The 19,536-nt window shown below is 46.9% G+C and carries 14 protein-coding genes and 2 tRNA genes; 6 read left to right on the plus strand and 10 right to left on the minus strand.

Annotation, left to right across the window (positions count from 1 at the left end):
• Positions 1–7 precede the first annotated feature (7 nt).
• The 3 genes from WCK19_RS12385 to WCK19_RS12395 all read left to right on the plus strand — a co-directional run bounded on the left by WCK19_RS12385 (position 8) and on the right by WCK19_RS12395 (position 2,438).
• Positions 8–79, plus strand: a tRNA-Gly gene (locus WCK19_RS12385).
• 181 nt (positions 80–260) lie between these two features.
• A complete protein-coding gene (tig, locus tag WCK19_RS12390; RefSeq protein WP_342397698.1) occupies positions 261–1,676 on the plus strand; it encodes a trigger factor in 1,416 nt (471 codons plus the stop codon).
• Between the two features lie 114 nt (positions 1,677–1,790).
• Positions 1,791–2,438 carry an ATP-dependent Clp protease proteolytic subunit gene (locus tag WCK19_RS12395; RefSeq protein ID WP_342397699.1) on the plus strand — a complete coding sequence of 216 codons (648 nt, stop codon included), beginning with the start codon at positions 1,791–1,793 and terminating at the stop codon, positions 2,436–2,438.
• A 62-nt stretch (positions 2,439–2,500) separates the two neighbouring features.
• On the opposite strand, the gene WCK19_RS12400 is transcribed toward WCK19_RS12395, so the two are convergent.
• The 10 genes from WCK19_RS12400 to WCK19_RS12445 all read right to left on the minus strand — a co-directional run bounded on the left by WCK19_RS12400 (position 2,501) and on the right by WCK19_RS12445 (position 15,687).
• On the minus strand, positions 2,501–3,493 hold the full coding sequence (locus WCK19_RS12400) for a D-glycerate dehydrogenase (protein ID WP_342397700.1): 993 nt from the start codon (positions 3,491–3,493) through the stop codon (positions 2,501–2,503).
• A 40-nt stretch (positions 3,494–3,533) separates the two neighbouring features.
• Positions 3,534–4,229 (minus strand): ribose-5-phosphate isomerase RpiA, encoded by a 696-nt coding sequence (gene rpiA, locus WCK19_RS12405; protein ID WP_342397701.1) that lies wholly within the window; start codon positions 4,227–4,229, stop codon positions 3,534–3,536.
• A 166-nt stretch (positions 4,230–4,395) separates the two neighbouring features.
• On the minus strand, positions 4,396–5,628 hold the full coding sequence (locus WCK19_RS12410; protein ID WP_342397702.1) for a mannosyltransferase family protein: 1,233 nt from the start codon (positions 5,626–5,628) through the stop codon (positions 4,396–4,398).
• 81 nt (positions 5,629–5,709) lie between these two features.
• Complete coding sequence (locus tag WCK19_RS12415; RefSeq protein WP_342397703.1) at positions 5,710–6,960, minus strand: mannosyltransferase family protein; 1,251 nt, start codon at positions 6,958–6,960, stop codon at positions 5,710–5,712.
• Complete coding sequence (locus tag WCK19_RS12420) at positions 6,961–8,586, minus strand: LCP family protein (protein WP_342397704.1); 1,626 nt, start codon at positions 8,584–8,586, stop codon at positions 6,961–6,963.
• 154 nt (positions 8,587–8,740) lie between these two features.
• Positions 8,741–9,469, minus strand: a complete 729-nt coding sequence (locus WCK19_RS12425) for a 16S rRNA (uracil(1498)-N(3))-methyltransferase (protein ID WP_342397705.1) — start codon at positions 9,467–9,469, stop codon at positions 8,741–8,743.
• An 89-nt stretch (positions 9,470–9,558) separates the two neighbouring features.
• A complete protein-coding gene (locus WCK19_RS12430; RefSeq protein ID WP_342397706.1) occupies positions 9,559–10,374 on the minus strand; it encodes an alpha/beta fold hydrolase in 816 nt (271 codons plus the stop codon).
• A gap of 45 nt (positions 10,375–10,419) precedes the next feature.
• On the minus strand, positions 10,420–12,099 hold the full coding sequence (locus WCK19_RS12435; RefSeq protein ID WP_342397707.1) for a class I SAM-dependent methyltransferase: 1,680 nt from the start codon (positions 12,097–12,099) through the stop codon (positions 10,420–10,422).
• 1 nt (position 12,100) lies between these two features.
• Positions 12,101–13,018 carry an SH3 domain-containing protein gene (locus WCK19_RS12440; protein WP_342397708.1) on the minus strand — a complete coding sequence of 306 codons (918 nt, stop codon included), beginning with the start codon at positions 13,016–13,018 and terminating at the stop codon, positions 12,101–12,103.
• Between the two features lie 107 nt (positions 13,019–13,125).
• On the minus strand, positions 13,126–15,687 hold the full coding sequence (locus tag WCK19_RS12445) for an AAA family ATPase (RefSeq protein WP_342397709.1): 2,562 nt from the start codon (positions 15,685–15,687) through the stop codon (positions 13,126–13,128).
• A gap of 478 nt (positions 15,688–16,165) precedes the next feature.
• On the opposite strand from WCK19_RS12445, the gene WCK19_RS12450 reads away from it, so the two are divergent.
• The 3 genes from WCK19_RS12450 (at position 16,166) to panB (ending at position 19,533) form a co-directional block, all read left to right on the plus strand.
• Positions 16,166–16,238 (plus strand) — tRNA-Arg (locus tag WCK19_RS12450).
• A 144-nt stretch (positions 16,239–16,382) separates the two neighbouring features.
• On the plus strand, positions 16,383–18,614 hold the full coding sequence (locus WCK19_RS12455; protein WP_342397710.1) for a glycogen debranching N-terminal domain-containing protein: 2,232 nt from the start codon (positions 16,383–16,385) through the stop codon (positions 18,612–18,614).
• Positions 18,615–18,672: 58 nt separating this feature from the next.
• On the plus strand, positions 18,673–19,533 hold the full coding sequence (gene panB / locus WCK19_RS12460) for a 3-methyl-2-oxobutanoate hydroxymethyltransferase (protein ID WP_342397711.1): 861 nt from the start codon (positions 18,673–18,675) through the stop codon (positions 19,531–19,533).
• Positions 19,534–19,536 lie beyond the last annotated feature (3 nt).

Raw genomic sequence — 19,536 nt, forward strand, 5'->3', positions numbered from 1 at the left:
TTGTTAAGCGGAAGTGGCTCAGTGGTAGAGCATCTCCTTGCCAAGGAGAGGGTCGCGAGTTCGAATCTCGTCTTCCGCTTCTTTTTTTACCTTATTGATGATGGTGTTAGAGTAGTGTTAGATTCGGCTTAACGCCAGCTTACGCTATTTTCTTACCCATCATTTTTTGTTATAATCGCTGAACAGAATAACCTAGTAAGACTTGTACGTACCATACCTTCGGGTTAAAAAATCTAATAGGATAAGGATGGAGAAATCTGGTGAAAATCACCGCTGAAAAAGACGAACAAAGCCAATACATAGTGCGGATTGAGATTGAGCCTTCCGAATTGGAAGATGCAAAGGGTAGAGCAGCTAAAAATCTTTCGGGTCGGGTGCGCGTTCCCGGTTTCCGTCCCGGCAAAGCACCTCGTGCGCTGGTAGAGCGCATTGTAGGTCCCGAAGCTGTTGCAGAAGAAGCTACCCGTCTTTTGTTCCCTAAAGCTTATAAAGAAGCGATTGATGCCAACCAGATTAAGGCGATTGGCGACCCTGAAATGGAAATCGAGTCGAGTGACCCGCTTACCATAAAAGCTACGATTCCGGTTGAGCCTACTGTAATCCTAGGCGATTATAAGAGTATTAAGAAAGAACTGGTTATCCCTGAAGTTACCGATCAGGAAATGGAAGAAATAATTAATAACCTGCGTGACCAGCAAAGCACTTGGGAAGAACCAGAAACTGAACGACCTGCTCAGGATGGCGATCGGGTTGAAGTTGATATGCTTACCATTAAGGATGGCGAGCCTTCTGGTGAACCCGTCAATCGCACCGGTGTGCTGGGCAAAGGCGAACTCCTGAGCCAACTTGAGGCACAAATACCGGGTATGTCTATTGGCGAAGAAAAAACCATTGAAATTGAGCGCCAAAAACCCGTAGCTGCCTCTGCTGAGGAAGGCGCGGAACCCGAAGAAATCGCCGAGAATGTAGAAGCCGAAACGCCTCTTGTTTTCAAGGTTACTCTTAAGAGTATTAAAGTTAAAAATGAACCTGCGCTTGATGACGCTTTTGCAGCAAGCGTAAGCGATGTACAAACCTTTGATGAATTGAAAGAACGTATCCTCTCGAATCAGAAATCTCAAAAAGAGAGTGATGCGAGACGGAAGTTAGTGGACACTCTTATCGAAGAGGTAGTAGCTCTATCTGTTGTCCAAGTTCCACCGATATTGGTACATTCTCAAATCGGTATGCTAGAGGAAGATTTAGCAAATCGTCTCAAGCAACAGAAATTATCGCTTGACCAGTATCTCTCAATCATGGGTAAATCCCACGAGGATTTCCATGAAGAACTGCGCCCGCAGGCCATTATTCGACTCAATACCGCTTTGGTGTTGCGAGAAATTGCTACTGCGGAAGGTGTCGCTGTTTCTGGAGAAGAGACCGACCGCGAAGTTGAAAACATGGTTAACGAATACAGCGTTGGCGCTCCTGAAGAACAAAAAGAAGAACAGAAGAACCGTCTGCGCGATATTTTCAACCAAAAAGAAATGCGCGAGAACCTGAGCGAGAATCTTTTCAGCCGAAAACTAGCAGATAGGCTTATTGAGCTATCTATTGGCGCATCGGTTGTTGCTGAGAGTGCCTCTGGTGGAGAGGAAACCAAATCAGAAGTAAATGAAGCTAAAACCGAGTCCTAAGCTGAAGTAAAACCTAAAGCAAAGTCTCGGACTGAAGCTAAAGACGCAAAGGCTGGAGAATACTCCGAAGCCGATGACGTACAAATATAACCAATTTTTTATAAGGAGATAATTATGGGCAACTTTGATGTACCCAACATAAATAAATATGGAATTTACGGAAGTTCTCCAGTTCCGTTTTCCAATATTATGCCTTACGTTATTGAAAATACCGGTAGAGGTGAACGCCAATATGACGTTTTTAGCCGCTTGCTTAAAGATCGCATTATTTTCCTTGGCACCGAAATCGAAGATCAAGTTGCTAACGTCCTGATTGCTCAATTGCTGTTCCTTGAGCATGAAGACCCTGAAAAGGATGTACAGCTTTACGTCAATAGCCCCGGCGGCGCTATCACTTCCGGTCTAGCTATCTATGATGCAATGCAGTTCATTCGCCCTGAAGTAGCCACCATTTGTATGGGTCTGGCTGCCAGTATGGCAACCGTGTTGTTGTGTTCAGGTGCTAAAGGCAAGCGCATCGCAATGCCCCACAGCGTGATTCATCAGCACCCGGCACTCGGCGGTATGCGTGGTTCCGCGCCTGACATTGAAATTCAGGCACGCTTTATGCTGGACTTGCAACGCCGCACTCGCGAGATTATGGCGAAACACACCGGTCAGTCCTACGAAAAAATCAGCCATGACTTCGAGCGTGATCGTTATATGACCCCGCAGGAAGCCAAAGAATACGGTATCATCGACGCGATTTACGGCGACGAATAAAACCCAATAAAATTAACCCCGCCTCTGCAAAAGAGACGGGGTTTTTGTTTGAAACTTAGAATTTAGCTTTTGTTTCTGCCACTGCTTCTAGCTTGCGGATTCAGACAACTTACCATTTCCTCACCTAGAAGTCCGCTCACTAAGTTGCGAGCCGCCACGTCTGCCATCTTTGTGCGTGTCTCCAACGTGGCGCTTCCAATGTGCGGCAGAATTGTTACTTGCGGCAACTCCAACAAAGGATTGTCGGCACGCATCGGTTCTGGGTCGGTTACATCCAGACCCGCCCCTCGGATTTGCCCGCTTTTGAGCGCATTCAGCAAGGCTTCTTGATTTACTACTGGACCGCGCGAGGTATTTATCAAAATCGCCGAAGCTTTCATTTGCTCAAACTCGGCTTTACCAACTGAATGCCGCGTTTCGGGAGTAAGCGGTACATGCAAAGTGATGAAATCGCTACGTTTTAGTAACTCTTCCCTGCTTACAAACTTGACTCCTAATTTTTCTTCGGCTATCGAACTTTGAAACCTATCATGGTAAATAAGCTCCATGTCAAAGCCTTTAGCTCTTTTTGCCACTGCATAACCGATACGCCCCATGCCCATAATGCCTAGCGTTGCATGGTGTACATCCATCCCTAGATTATCCAACGGTCCCCATGTACGCCATTTATCCTGTTTAACGTATTCCACCATTTCATGCACACGGCGGGCGGTTGCCATAATCAAGGCAAAAGCCAAATCGGCAGTAGTTTCGGTTAAAACATCGGGGGTGTTACCTGCGAGTATGCCGCGTTCGGTGCAAGCCGCAACATCAACATTATCAAACCCAACTGCATGGTTGCTAACTACGCGCAATTGCGGACACGCATCCAGAAATTCGGCATCAATTCGTTCGGTCAGCATCGCCAGCACGCCCACGCAATCCGCCGCTTCTTTGAGCAGTACCTCTCGCGGAACAGGTCTATCTTCTGCCCAGAATTTCAATTCGGTGGCTTCTTGCAAACGTTGCATAACTTCATTCGCTATAACACGTGTTAAATAAACCTTCGGTTTCATCCTTGAATTCCTTTCTTTGCTCTACACTGAGACAAAGACTTTAGTTTGGCAAGGGTAATTCGTAAGCCCCATTTGTTCCGGCAATCACCACACGCCCTACTATGTTAATAAATAGCCCGTGTTCGACTACACCCACCAAATTCTTGATTTTATCTGCCAATTCTGAGGCATTCTCAATATTAGAGAACTGGCAATCGAGAATATAGTTACCGCTATCGGTAATGTAAGGTGCATTTTCGCGCTGGCGCAGTACCGGTTCGCTGCCCATATCCAGCAGACTTTGTGCGACATGGCTCCAGCCGAAGGGAATTACCTCAACCGGGATGGGCATTTTCGTACCTAGCCTATCCACCAGTTTGGTTTCATCGGCAATGATAATTTCAAGTTTGCTCGCATTTGCTACCAGCTTTTCCCATAAAAGTGCGCCGCCGCGTCCTTTAGTTACATTGAAAGTGCTAGGTTCGACTTCATCCGCACCATCTACGGTTACGTCCAAGCCGCGCACGTCGTTTAACTCTTGTACCTGCAAGCCGTAACCCTTCGCCAGACTCGCTACCCGTTCGCTGGTTGCTACACAGGTGATATTTTCAAGTTCGCCACGATTGACCCGTGCCGCCAGTTCTGCCAGAAAAATTTCTGCGGTTGAACCACTACCCAATCCTAGAAAAATATTACTGGTTATAAAGCGGTCAAGTGCATAACTTGCCGCTGCCAATTTCATTTCGTCTTGTGTCATTTTTGCCCTATCTTACTATTGAAATTGATATGCCGTCTAATCTGTCGCGAATAAAAGGTTTTAGATATAATCACTCACCTGTTTGCCGATACCGTTGCTCAAACTATCAACCATCTGGGTATCTCTCTACAAAAATTGACAAATTTGTCTAAATTATAGCAGATTATTAGCCTATCCACAGTCTTGCGAAGTAACAGGCGCACATTAGACTGAATAAGAGAACGGAAAATACAAAGTAGCATAAGCGCAAACCGGGATGACGGACGGTAAGGTGAGCAAGGGCAAAAAAGGATGGAAAGAGTACGAGTGAGAAACGCGGAAAGCTCATTAGCGGTTCGTAGGAAGCGGCTGATAGTAACGGCACCAGTATAGCGAGACCATCAAAGAGTATGTAGCTGAGCAGAATTTTCCCTTTGCGCCCGTAATAGCACACTGCCATAAAAAATATTAGATTGGCAATGAAAAAGAATAACTCTAGTTCTAGAATGGGCGTGGGGATTTCTTCTGCCATAACGCCGTGGGGAGGGCGATCAATAATAATTTTCAGACTGTTTACAAGTGTATCCCAAGGTAAGGAAAAATGCCTACCCCAGCGACTTTGGGCTTCCAATAGCGTGGTAAGGCTGCCTGTTATACTCCACAATGCCAATATATGCCCTGCCAACGCTAAAACTGGAAGAAATAGAAATAAAACCTGCGCCACTATTCGATGGTTGAGTTTTTGCAAGCGATTTGCCTGCCACCATTCCCAGAGTAGCGGTACTACCAGCAATACTCCTATATTGCGGGTAAGCGTTGCCAATGCTCCTAAACCGGCTGCGATAGCCCAGTTACGATAGCGCCGCATTGCCAATAACGCTCCCAATGTTAATGCCATAAATAGCGATTCGGTATAGGCTGCCAAGAAATAAAAAGCGGTTGGGTAAGTTGCTATAAATAAAAGAGTATTTCGCGCTATCTGCTCGTTTTGGTATTCATGGTGGGCAATTTCGTAAAGCAGGATGAAAACAGCCAACGTGGAAAGATTTGAAATTACTAAAGCGGCTATGCCATAGTTACCGCCTAATGCTATTCCCAAGAACTTAATCAGCAATGGAAAGAGAGGAAAAAAGGCGGTTTGCGGTTCATTGTAATAGCCCTTTTCGGCGATGTCCAGATACCAGTTAGCATCAAAGCGCAGCCATGTTCCCGCCAGCCTTTCTTCCCAATAGCCAAACCCGATGCCCTTGTATCTATCGTCCAGATAATTGAGCGGCAAGCTTTCTAGCGAAATAAAGGGAAAAATAAACAGAGCCAGCCTGAATACCGCGAAAATTAGCAGTGGGGTTTTCCAGCGTTGCCACACTCGGTTTGAAAAATTATAAAACGCGCTGCGCTTTTCTGTAGAACTAAGTGCCATTACCTTGCTTCATGAAATTTGGTTTTGAGTATTGCAAAATAAGCATAGAGATGCGGGTAGTTTAAGTCAATACCCTGAGTATCAGGAAATCCAGTACCAGTTGACGAAGCGTGCTAGGAATATGCCCAGTAACATTGTAGCTGAGAACAGATAAGTATGATGCAAGAAACGCCAACGCCCGCTTAGATGCGCCAGCACAATAAAAAGTGGAAAGAGTATCAGGGCGAAACGTGGGAAACTCAGCAGTGGGACGCGCTGTGCCGGGGAAAATAGCGGGAATACCAGCCCTATTGTAGCGAAAACCATGTAGCTGAACGGCATCAGTTTTTTATACGTCAGCCAAAAACCGTATAGGAGTAACAAAGCTGCCAACCCAAAGAAAGGCAGGTCAATCAGCGTAGGGTCTTCCCAAAAAGCGTTGGGAGGCGCGAAACCATCTGAACCGCGTTGAGTAAAAAAGATGCGTATTGCATCAACCACCGTATTCCATGGCAAATTAAAGCGTCGGTTCCAGTTGGTTTGCACCTGAAAAATGAGAAAGGGATTACCAAAATTTGCGCCAACATAACCAAGCCAGCCAACCAGCGCCAGCGGCGGAAAAAGCAAAGGCAGCAAGCTTCTGAAGCTATTCCCACCCGCACGCCATTGTCGCCACCATTCCCATGCAAGCGGCAATACCAACGCTACACCCAGATTGCGGGTAAGAGCTGCCAACCCTGCCAGTATGCCAGCCCTCCAAAAGTTGCGATTATGGCGTGCTTCAAGGAAAGCCCCAAGCGTGAGAGCCAAGAATAAGCCCTCACTATAAGCGGCTGACAAATAAAAGGCGGTTGGGAAAAATGCTAGGTAGAGAAGGGCGCGTGCTGCGGTTTCTGTTCCGAAATCACGCCGTACCAGTTCATACATTAAAACAAATACTGCCAGCGCTACCCCTCCTGAAACCAGCGTGGCTGCCAGCAGGTAGTTGCCGCCTGTCACAAAGCCAACCACCTTTACCAGAATTGGGTAGAGCGGAAAAAAAGCCAATGTATCATCGTCAGCGTGATAGCCTTGTTCTGCGATTTTTAGAAACCACTCGCCATCCCAATGTGACCAAACACCCAGCAGCCGTTCGCCCCAGAAGTTTAACATAGGCAAGTTGTAACCGGAGCGACTTTGAGGGGCAATAGTTGGGAAAAGCGTCCATGCGAAAAAGGGCAACATTCCAATTGCCAGCCTGAATCCAATGAAGGTGAAAATAGGTTCTTTCGAGCTTGAAAACACGGAATAAAAAGAGTGCAGCCGTTTTGATAAAGCTACACTCTGGCGATTTTCTCCCGTGCGTTTAGCCATCTAGGCAGCCTCAAATCCCTCACGCCGGTTATTTTCTATTTCAGCTTTTGGTGTGACCACAACTCCTCCGCTGGCATTGCTGGCTGTACCCTTAAAATCTTTACCTAGATAAAGCTGGATAGAGGCTTCGGTAGGGGCGCTCTTTGGTCTTTTATCGGGCGACATCTGGGTGATTTTCAAATTTGGCAGGTTGCCCAGATACGACTTCAAGCGTGCGATTGTATTTGGCGCTGCTCCCATCGTGTAATCCACAATCTCGGTGAAATCATGCGGGTCGCCATCCTGTGCGTCCGAAGTTCTGAAACCCTGTGACATCAGGAAATCGGAGAATTTTGAGGCTAACCCGGTTGTGCCATTGGCATTCAATACTTGTACTCGAACTTGTTCGCGCCTTATATCGGCGTTAGCAATTACGCTTTGCACCCAGCGATGAATATCGGTGTATTTACCTTGTCCTTCTTTGGGAACAAGGATATAACCCCAATCTGGGAGATTGGAATCTTCCACATAGATATTGGTCAATACTTCAGAACTAAATTTGATGTCAGTAGCCAGCGTTTTACCTTCTGGGCTGTTGAAATAATTGGCAAGCGCGGTCAATTCTCCGAATTCAAGGCTGAAACGGATATTACCTTGCAAGGCGCTCATATAATCTAACGATTTAAGTATCAGATTTTCACGCAGCGCCTTGTCTTTTACAGCCTGAATCATGCGCATTTGGCGACGACTTCGGGCGAAATCCCCGCCCTCCATTGGAGTTTCACTGTTGCGACTACGCGAATAACGGATTGCGGTTTCCCCGTTCATAAGCTGTTTTCCGGCTTGAAATTCGACCGTTATATAGCTTGCATCAACTTTATCATCATCGTTCTTGGGGTATTTTTTATCTACAAAGTAGTGTTCAACATCTACTTCTACGCCACCCATTGAGTCAATGAATTTGCGGAAACCCTCAAAACTGATAGTTGCCCAGTAATCTATAGGGAAGCCCAGAATATCCTGAACGGTGTCAGCTACTAGGTTCACGCCCGCATCAAATTTTTTCGTATCATTTGTCCAGCGATATTTAGCAGCAAGTGAATCCTGAGTTGGTTTATTCCAATCCATTATGTAGCCCAGAATGCCATTAACTTTCATCCATCTACCGTTATTGGGTCCACCTGCCGGGGCGTAAACGTACATATCGCGGGGTATGCTGAACTGTAGCATAGTTTTGGTTTTGGGGTCGTATCGCATAACCAGTATAGTGTCGGTAAGCCACTGCCCATCATGTGCTGTACCCGCATAGCCCAGCATCAAAATGCTGATGGGTTCGCCCTTCTTAATTTTCTGTACTACGTCCGAAGTGTTGAAATTTATTTGAGGGCTTGCAGTCTGACTAGCTGGATTAACAGCAGGTTTAGAAACAGGTGTTGGAGTTCCAAATAGTTCATTAAAACGTGCTTGCACGGTAGCGGTAGCGAGTGCATCGGGTGTAGGTGTGCCATTTTCATTCGCAACTCGCCCACCGCCGGTAGTAGCGCTGATAAAACTTACCACACGAAACGACAGGACAGCGATAAGCGCTATGACCAATACAACGGTTCCAACTGCAATCCACTTCCAGTTCTTTTTAAGAAAAGGCATCACTATGCGGAGTTTCTCCTCGTTTTAAAATGAGTATGCGCCGATAAAGCATAGAGCAGCCACATACCCAACCCAAGATGATTTAGGGCAATTATAGCATAAAATTATTGGGGAACTATAATTTGAAATATGCTCCACTATTCGGGCGACTTCGTTAGTTCATTTCGTTGAAATGATACAATGCCAGAGCAGACGCTATTACTCCGGCTGTTTCTGCCCTTAATATCCGAGTACCCAAGCTAACACAGCTTATTCCGGCAGCGCATGCCGCTTGCACTTCCGCTTCGCTCAAACCGCCTTCAGGTCCAATGAGCAAGGATAATGACTCGGGTTTTTCCTCAACGCTATTAAGCACTTGTTTAAGAGTCTGGTGTTGCTCATTCTCCCATGCAACCAACGCCAAAGTTGACTCTTTCATTTGCTGCAAAGCTTTCTGAAAGCTAACGGTTTCATGTACCTGTGGCAAGCGTCCTCGTCGCGACTGTTCGGCTGCTTCCCGTACGATTTTTTGCCATCTTTCGGGTCGTTCTCTTTCGCTGATACAACGCTCGGTTATTACCGGAATAAAACTGCAAATCCCTACTTCCGTGCCTTTCTGAAGCATCCAATCGAGTTTTTCACCTTTGAGCAAAGCCTGATACAGCGTAATTTTAAGAGTCGGTTCGCCGGAAGCCTTGCGTTTTTCACTTACCTTTGCTGTAACTGCTTCATTTTTGGGTACGTTGAATAGTTCGGCTTCGGCTTCGTAGCCTTCCCCATCTAGTAGCAATATTCGCGAACCGGGTACGAGCCTTAACACTCGGCTTAGTTGATGCGCTAACTCACCTTCAAGCCGAATTTCGCCACCTTCAAGTAAGTTTTTTGAGACAAAGAATCGGTGCATTTTAACCTGTTTATTCTTTCATCATGTCGGAATGGTATATCCAGAAAGGGCATCCTAATTTTACCAGTATAGTTCAAATAGGTAAAAAATTAGACGCGCTTAAAGGAATTTGCTACTAGGTGTGCCAGCAATAAGCGATTGAAATCGTAGGTGTATTCCACGTGTGGCGCATGCCCGGTATTGGGGAAGGAATAGAATAGAGCGGACGGTATTGCTTGCGCTATTTTTTGCATGCCACTGGGGGGAGTGACCAAATCGCTTTCCCCAGAGAGCGCGAGGGTGGGAACTTTAATTGTGGCTAGGCGTTCAGTTTTGGTGTCCTGTAGCATAACTGCGCGTAACTGGCGCTTGTAACCATCGCTAGGTGCATTAAGAGGTCTTCTCTGATTGCGTAGAAAGCCTATTAACAATTGATCATTTAGAGATTTCATGTTATACGCGATTGGTCCGATCAATTCAGAGAGAAAGCCATTTTCTGCCAACGTATTGAGCGGTCCGATATCTTTTAGAATCTCTATTCCTAACGGCTCAAGACGAGAAAAGGTAGAAACCAGAGTCAGGCTGGCAACCCGTTCGGGGTAACGTATTGCTATTTCCTGCGCGATTGCCCCCCCCATTGAATGTCCTACATAATGGGCGTAATCCAACCCAAGCGCGTAGGTAAGCTCTATGGTATCACGTGCCATATTCTTGATTTCGTATTCTTGCACAGGGCTGTTATCACTCAAACCAGCATCGCGGTTGTCAAATGCCAAGCACAGGTACTTATCCTGAAAAGCATTAAGCTGGTTACTCCAGTTAGTCCAATCTGCGCCAAGCCCGCTGATAAAGACTACCGGCTCGGCTAACGCAAGACCGGTGAGTTTATAATGAATATTAACTTCACCTGCTCGTAAAATAGCCATTGTGTAATGAATCCGCAGAAATCTATCCAGAAAACAACGTTGCTATTATACCTTATCCGGTCTTGCGATGATGATTTTTAAATAGCCCTCTTGGTTATGTGGAAAGTCCAGTTGAGGCTCTTCAAAGCTGGAAAGAGCAGAGTCTGGGCAACGTAGGCGTGCTGTTGTCAGCCCTTTCAAGACCTGTTGCCGGAAAGTTTTACGCTCAAGTCCAGCATGATTGGTACAGGCTACCAGCGTTCCACCCGGTGCAAGTATTCCGGCGGCTACTTCCACCAGTTTGTGATAATCTCGCTCGGCAGAGAAGCGGGTAGAGCGAGTAGAGCTATAACTGGGTGGGTCTAAGATTACCAAATCGAAGGTTTGCTGTTTGCGGGCGAAACGTTCCAACCAATCAAAAACATCGCCGAATACAAAATCAAAATCGTCAGGCACAAAGCCGTTGGCAATATAATTTTGCTTGCCCCAATCCAGCGCGGTTCTGGAAGCATCAAGGTTAAGCACACGGGTTGCGCCACCCGCCGTTGCTGCGACTCCAAAGCCACAGGTATAGCTGAAACAATTGAGGACGGATTTCACAGAAGAGCTTTGTCGCACTCTTTCTCTCATTTGGCGCATATCCAGAAACAAACCTACGCTTAAGCCTTCGCCCGGACGAATCAGATATTTTAAGCCGTTTTCATATACGGTCACTTCTTGGAAAGCTTCTCCTGACAGAGGCATAGGAGAGGCAATTTCCGGTGGCGCGGAGTCGCCCAATTTCGCAGTAGTGACAGGGCGAAATTTTGCATAGAGCGATTTGCCCGGAAAGATGAAATTTATCGCTTGTTTCAATATTTTCAGGGCAGGGTGCAACGCATCCAATTCTGGCTCGTATATGTTCAATACCAGCGTCTCCCCGAATCGGTCAAGCGAGAATCCCGGCAATCCATCACCTAGGGCATTTACCAGACGATAAGCGGTGTTCTTCGGGTCGTCTGAGAAAGGGGCGCGTCTTTCCAGCGCTAAAGCCAATAAATTACGCAAGCCGGGCAAATGCTCTTGGCGCAGCGCTGTTATGCCCCTTTTAGCCAGCGTTTCGTGTACGGCGATAATCTCCCCGCTTAACACTTGCTCAAACACTATTGGAGGTACGGCTTCGATTGTAAGGTTCTGTTTGGTTAGCGGGTGGGGAAAGGCTAATTTTACAGAGTGCAACAACAGGCGTGGGAAAACGGCGGTTGTTTCTTGCCCATATAGCGAATCCCCCATAATCGGGCAACCCGCTTGCGACAGGTGAATCCTCAATTGGTGGGTACGTCCTGTTTCCAGTTCAAGCCGCACCAGTGAGAAACGTTTGTCGGAAGAAGTAGCTTCCACACGATAACGGGTGACAGCCCTTATTGCTTGCCCTTTCGAGCCTTTTAGCGGGTAATCAATTGTACCTGCATGCTTTGGTAAAACGCCTCTGACTATCGCTAGATATTCTTTGCGTGCTTCACGCCCTTCAAAAAGATTTGCCAGACCTGCATTTGCTTCCTTACGCAGCGTAAAAACCAAAACTCCCGATACTTCTCGGTCCAGTCGCTGGTGAATACCGAGGTACTCAAGTTGGTTTTGGGCTTTAAGTAACGAAACCACATCGGTAGATGAAGCGTCTTGCGGATCGTCAGGGTGGGTAAGTAATCCGGCAGGCTTATTAATGGCGATGAGGTTATCGTCTTGGAAGAGTATAGGGATATTCAAATCAAGCATCCGCCAGTATATATTTTTTACTGACCCAACCAACTTGACCGTTAGCGTTTACCTTTAGCCAACTTTGACCGCCTGAGTCGAGCGGTCCTTCTAGGATGATTACTCGGTCGCCTTCACGTAATTGAGTTAGCACCTTCGAGGTAGTGTTTGGGTCGGTGCGTACATTCAAGGTTTCACCGCCCAACCCTGTTGTTTTGCCGGTACGCGGCGCTTGTGTTTGTGGTTGAGGCGTTAAAGTTTTGGCTTGTGAACCAGTCTGAGTAGCTTGTATTTGAGATACTGAACTGCCGCCTCCTGCCAGAATAGAACTCTGTGCATTTTGAGTAGCTACCGCCGAAGTTATTGAGCCATTGGTGCTTGTTTCCGCAGGCTTGTTAAAGATGCTACCAAGGAAAATTATTAGTACAACCAGTACAAGGAAACTAGCAGCACCCCATAAAGCCAGATGTGAAAGCTCAAACTTTTCAAGAGGCCAATTTTCGGTAAAGGGTAGCCGGTTTCTAAGGTCTGAGCGCCACCCACTTTCATCCCGATAAATAGGTAGGCGGGTATAGGGTTCGGGCGGGTCGGATTCATCATTTTGGTTTGTGCCGTGTTCTTGCGGTTTAAAGTTTGCTCCTAAAGGCTGCAACGGAGTTGTATTTCGCGTCGTTTTACCATGAAAATTTAGCATCGGGCGTGAAGGGGTTGGCGTTTCATCAAATGGTAGTGGTTCCCAGTATATCCGGGAACGAAAACCTTTCTCGCAATCAAGTTCGTGGCTATCTACAAGGTGGTTGGCATGAATGGGATATAACAAAGCATTGCGGCACCAGCCTTTACGCCAGAGGGGCGCTGGCTCAAAATGCCGACAATTGCCACACTTGCGATTGCGGGGCAGGCTTTTAAACTCGCGTGGTTCTGTTCCCATTTTCTCCGCAGCTTACCAACTTTCCCAATAATTTCAATCAGTTTAGAATATTTAGTTAGTCACGTCAAATAGCTTTTCAAGTATGCAAGAGCTTTTCAAATGAGTTTTCAGGCTTGGAAATATTGAGCATTATTTTTTGACATACGTACAAGGTTCGCTCTAACTCGTGTCAAGCCATTGAGCATAGGGGTGTTCGAGAGGGCTTGAATGGCACGTGCAACACCTGAAGTAGAGCGGTCAAGTTGTGGTAGCAAATTATCAAGTAGCGCATCTTCAAGCGCTTCCAGCCAATTTTGGTAGTACCCCGAAGCTACAGCACAGAAAACCAGACACTCTATAAGCGTGGCTGTACCGATTTTCTTTCCAGTTTGTTGCGGGTCGGTTAGGTCAGGGCGAACAGCTTGTACCAGTTCCAAAAGCGTATTCAGGGCTTGTCGCATATCGGGGTTAGCGAAATTGCCTTGCGAATCAAGCTCAGTTTCAGGCAGACGGGTTTTTACTGCACGTGGTAGGAAACCTCTTTCGGCTTGCTGATTTGGTAGCCCTATTTCTACTAACGCAAACCGTCGTCGCAGCGCTATGCCAAAATCGAAAAGCGTATTTCGATCGTCTGAATTCATTGTACCGATTATTCGGAAAGAATCAGGAATATAAAGCGGCAAGCGTCTTCCCAGACGGCGTGCTGGCAAGAGCGGACGATCTCGGTATTCCAGCAAGGTAAAAAGCTCTCCAAAAGCCCGTTCCTGATTGGCGCGATTAAATTCGTCAATTATCAGATAATGCGGTCTCAAGTTGGTTCGCAAGCTTGTTTCACATTCAAGAACAGCGCGTGATACTACGCCGGGTTCAAAAAAATACTGGATGCGTTCGGAAGGCATTCCCACCAGTTCGGGTGGTTGGGCAATGATTTGTTCTAACTCGGCGGAAAGACCGGGGCGTATTCCGCCGATGACCTCGTAAATACTCCATTCGGCGGTAGCGGTTGCTAGTGTATAGTTTATGGCTGTTTCTTCAGGTGTCCAACCGGGTTCAAGCCCACATAGTTGACCGGCAAGCAAACGCGCCAGACGAGTTTTCCCGCAACCGGGCGGTCCATGTAAAAGAACATTTCTACCTGCTTGGAGATGGGTGATAACTTCGCGAACTTTGCCGGGTTCCACTACCAACCGCTGCGCTATATAGGCTTCCAACCCCTCCATTTGTTCTGGGGTAAGGGGTGGAAAAGGCGTGTGCATCAAACTTTGCAAATCAGTGGCACGCTTGATATTCTCTTCGTCTTGTAAAAATTTAATATAAAATTCTTCAGTTACTTGATGTGCTGCAAGTTCTTCGCTAGGTTCGGCGGAATAGGCAGCCGTATTTTCGGCAACCTCCCATTCTAGGCTCTCTCGTTCGGCTGGATAAGCGAAGCCTTCGTCAAGCGTACTTTGCTCGTCCGTATAACCCGGCTTTTCTTCCTCCATTGCTTGTGTCAGGCTGCGAGCGAAGGGGTATAATGCCCGCCATTCAGTTACTAATGCTTCAACGGGAGTTACTTCGGGTTCCGTTGGCTCAAAGACCCGCAACAGATGGAATTCCTGGTTTAAGGCTACCAGATTGGGTTGTAGCGATGGTTGTTCTGGCTTGTGGAAGAAGGCATATTCACGTCGCTCGTTCAAAAAACCATTAAGTTGTTCCAGCACTGCTTCTCCGTTATCGCTAAACAGTGCGGCAGTATTGAAGCCCTCGAATACTGCTCCGGCTCGCATCGGCTTTTCCAATCTCAATTCGAGTCGCAAGGGTAGTTTCAATTCTTGAAATTGGAGAATATCAATTTTGCTATCTGTTCCATTGATTCCTCGCAGATTGCTTGCAACTTCGCGGCGCAAAAGTCCTTCAAGCCCTGTTCTAAGTTTTTCCAGTCGGGCAAAATGGCTGCGCCTCCCTGCGGGGGATTTATGCTCCGCGCTCTTGCGTATCGTTTCAAATTCCAGAGCTTCGTACTGCGTATCCCAGTGCAAAAAGCTTTCCAATTCCCATAAACTGAGCTTGAAATCTCGCGCCAACCGCATAGAAGCCATGAAATAATGATTGTACACAATCGCTGGTGATTTATCGCTTGCTGACCGCAAATGTCCGAAGCGTTGCAACGCTTCCCGAATTTCCCGACTGTATATTGGGAAATCTTCACCTTGCACTGCCCAGAAATAACTAATTGTATAGGTCATTAATCCAATTGGCGTACCTTTTACGGGGCTTTGCTCGGTTATTTCTTGCCAGAAACTTTCCAATCTGTCAAACTTCTGACCCGCTTCTTCCAGAGAACCGGGTGTTTTCAGAATATTCTGGAGAATTAGAGAAAGGGCGTTTAGCCGCCCACAATTTTCAGCACGTTTGAAAAAGCTGTCAAGGAAGAGCCTGCCTGCTCCGCTGAAACGCCAGTAACGACCCTGAATGCGACCACGTGCGGCGGTTTGTTCGGAGCGACTAAAACCGGAAGCGGCTGTTTTGAAATCAGACAAGCTCAACTTGCCCTCTATAAAGTTTTCAATTACAGGGCGAAACCTAGCAGTAGCGCGACTGCGTTCTACCAGTTCGTTATAATAAAAGCGGGGATTATCGGTGCGCTCCCTGCGGTATTCGCTCAGCGCAGATTCTAGCCGTTCTTTCCGTTCCAATCGCTCACTCATTATTCAGGTCAGGCTTAGCATAAATGTTTCTTCTGTTGACATATTAACCGACCTGTCGGATATGTCAAGTGGGTTTTTAACACTTGCAAATGTAGTAAAAGAAGCTTGAAAAGGCTACGGAATTGAATTTTGTGACAATCTACAAAAAACACATCGCCTTAGCTTGAGTTGGTTCTTTTAGTATTAGAATATTGCATAATTAGATAGCAGGCTTGGTACTCTTAACTAGATTTATGCACAATATGTTACTAATTACACATTAGTGTAGTTAAAATTTGTGCGCTTTGCCGTTGTTTTGCACAAACAAGCGCGTTATATTTATAGCGTGGTCTGTTGGTTCAACCACTATCCTCCTCCAGCAGCGGGACCCGCGCTCTCCCTCATTAAGTGTCGGGTCTTGTACTTTTTTATAAGGAAATTCTCCTTTTTAATCTAAACTTGACTCACCTGCTTCCTGTTGCTAATATGGCTTGTGCATGGCCCCGTAGCTCAGTGGATAGAGCGAAGGTTTCCTAAACCTTGCGTCGGAGGTTCGAGTCCTCTCGGGGCTACTACTTCAATTCTTTCTTTTCAGCAAACTCCCGGCATTTTCACTATTCCTATCCAAGATTATAATTACTTTTGCGCTAAAATAATTAGCAGGGTGTGATATGATTCCAGTATAACTATTGGGGTTCTGAGGAGGGGAAATTTTAGTGACTGCTAAGCTAGTTTTGAAGGAAAACCTTGTCTTTATGGTCAGCCACACCGATGGCGATGTGCCGTACCAAGACCAAGAAGGGCTAGGAATATACTATAAAGATACGCGCTACCTGAGTATATTGGAGATGAAGGTAAGCGGTGAAACTCCCGTTTTGCTTACCTCTTCCTGCGAATTTAACTTCATGGGCAATATCCAGAGCGCCAACCCTTTGATGCGTATTCCCGGCGAAACCCCCGGCGAAACTATTACCCTTTTGCCCCGTACTATCAGTATTCGCCGTAACCGCTTCATAGAAGATGGACTCCACGAAAGAGTCGGCTTTTACAACTATAATTCTTTTCCCGTTCGATTAGTTTTGACCTTACGCTTTGGTAGCGATTTCCGCGATATGTTCGATGTACGCGGCTATAACCGTGCCAAAAGAGGAAAAATTCAGGAACCGTTATGGGATGGCGAGCGTTTGCTTTTTAGCTATGCCGGATTGGATGGTCAGGAGCGTTATACCTACATTGCTTTCGATCACAAACCTGATGAAGTTATCCCCGTTACGGGTTTGAACAGTTCTACCCATGATGTGTTGGCGCAACGTGCCAGCCTGCCAGATTCTACTTCTGCTTCGGCTATGCCTACGGTTCACCCGGCAGCGGCTGATGCTGTTTTCGTCCTAACTTTGAAACCTTTCACCCCGTTGGCGGTAACTTACCACGTAATACCGCAAGGTTTGGGCAACGGTCAGAATGCGTTGGCACACAGCTTTGATATGGGCGCTCGCCGTATGAAAGTGGCTTACGAAAGCTGGTTTGAAGAAGCCACCGTAATTTCCACCGATAATGAAGTCTTTAACGCTTTCTTGCAGCGCAGCATCTACGATTTGCGGATTCTGATGGAAGAATTGCCTACCGGGTTATTTCCGGTTGCTGGCATACCTTGGTTCGCTGTTCCGTTTGGGCGCGATTCGATTATCACATCGCTTCAAACCCTGATTTTCGATCCTCAAATTGCAGTCGGGACATTGCGATTCCTAGCGCAACATCAGGGCAAAGAGGTAAACGATTGGAACGAAGAAGAACCAGGCAAAATCCTACATGAAATGCGGGCGGGTGAAATGACGTTGCTCCATGAGATGCCGCATATTCCCTATTTCGGTGCGGTTGATAGCACCCCTCTTTTCCTGATGCTCTTTGCCGAAACCATGTGCTGGTTGGATAGTGACAGCTTATATCGCGAATTGCTGCCAAATGTCAAAGCCGCGCTTGATTGGATTGATAATTATGGCGACCGTGATGGTGACGGATTCATTGAATATGATTGCCATAATGAGCGTGGCGTTAAAAATCAGGGGTGGAAAGACAGCGCTATTTCACTGTTGATGCCGGACGGGTCATTACCAAAACAACCCATCGCTTTGGTGGAAGCGCAGGGTTATGTTTACGCCGCAAAAATTGGCGTGGCAGAAATACTTGAACGCAAAGGTGAGCGCGAATGGGCTGCTCGTTTGCGTCGTGAAGCGGAAACTCTCAAACAACGCTTTAACGAGGTTTTCTGGATGCCGGAAGCGCAGTTTTTTGCACAAGCGCTGGATCGTGATAAAAAGCAAATCCCCAGCATTACCTCAAACCCTGCCCACTGTCTCTGGTGTGGTCTTATTGCTGATGATAAAGTGGAGGCTGTGGTTAAAAAACTTAGCGAGGAGGATATGAGTAGCGGTTGGGGTTTACGCACGCTCAGTTCCAATACGCCTTCGTTTAACCCTATGAGCTACCATAACGGCAGCGTTTGGCCCCATGATAATTCGCTGGCAGCGGCTGGTTTAAAGCGAGTTCGCCACAATGAAGAGGCTATTTCGATAATTTCCCAGATTTTCAACGCGGCGCAGCGTTTCACTTATTTTCGGTTGCCTGAGCTATATTGCGGCTTTCAGCAAGATACCCGTTACTACAGCGCTCCTGCCGAATATCCGGTCAGTTGCAGCCCGCAAGCGTGGACTGCTGGCGCGGCGCTGCTCTTTCTTCAAACTATGCTCGGTCTTGAAGTGAATGCTACCTTGCATCGGGTAATCTTACGACCTTATTTTCCATCTTATATAGATTGGGTGGAGTTAAAAAGCTTGAACGTAGGCAACCAACCTGTGAGTTTGCGGGTTAGTAGGCGCGACCATCACCGTTACCAACTTGAAATACTGGATAATGAGCGCGATATTGAAGTTGTACTCATGAGTCGTTGAATTTTTTAGCGCCGTTGCACCGCAGGACGGGCGACAGGCAAATAGAAAGGCAATAAAAATGGCAAAGACGCTAACTCAAACGAAGAAAAAAACCATTCCCGAAATAATGGGGCGTAAAGCTGCGGCTGGCGCACCCAAAATCGCGATGGTTACTGCCTATGATTATCCTTCCGCTCTTATTGCCGACAGAGTCGGTATGGATATGATATTAGTAGGCGATTCACTGGCAATGGTAGTGTTAGGTTACGATAGTACCGTATCTGTCACTATGGAAGAAATGCTGCACCACTGTAAAGCGGTACGGCGTGGGGCAAAAGATTCAATACTGGTGGGTGATATGCCATTTGGCTCTTATCAAACCGGACCGGAGGAGGCTATTCGCAACGCCGTTCGCTTTCTCAAGGAAGCGGGTATGGATGCGGTTAAACTAGAGGGTGGCATACATCAGGCTGAAATTGCGCGGGCGATAGCGCTAAGCGGTATTCCAGTGATGGGGCATGTTGGTTTGTTGCCGCAACTTGTTTCGGCTAGTGGCGGTTTTAAGGTGCAGGGGCGCGATGAAGAAGGGGCGCGACGTTTGCTAGAAGATGCCAAAGCGATGGAAGAAGCGGGTTGCTTTGCCATCGTGCTGGAGGCAATTCCTGATAGGCTCGCTAACATGATTACCAATTCAATCAAGATTCCAACCATTGGAATAGGGGCTGGCGTAGACTGTGACGGACAGGTGCTGGTAATGCACGACCTAATTGGGCTTTTTGACCGCTTCACGCCGCGTTTCGTCAAAAAATATGCCAATGTTTACGGCATGATTGAGGATGCGCTGACCCAATACCGCGATGAGGTGCTGAACGGGCAGTTCCCCGCACCCGAACACACCTTTACCATCAAAGATGACGTGCTGGCGCGTCTTTACGCCTAATAA

This window comes from Candidatus Chlorohelix sp., assembly GCF_037138995.1.
Lineage (GTDB): Bacteria > Chloroflexota > Chloroflexia > Chloroheliales > Chloroheliaceae > Chlorohelix.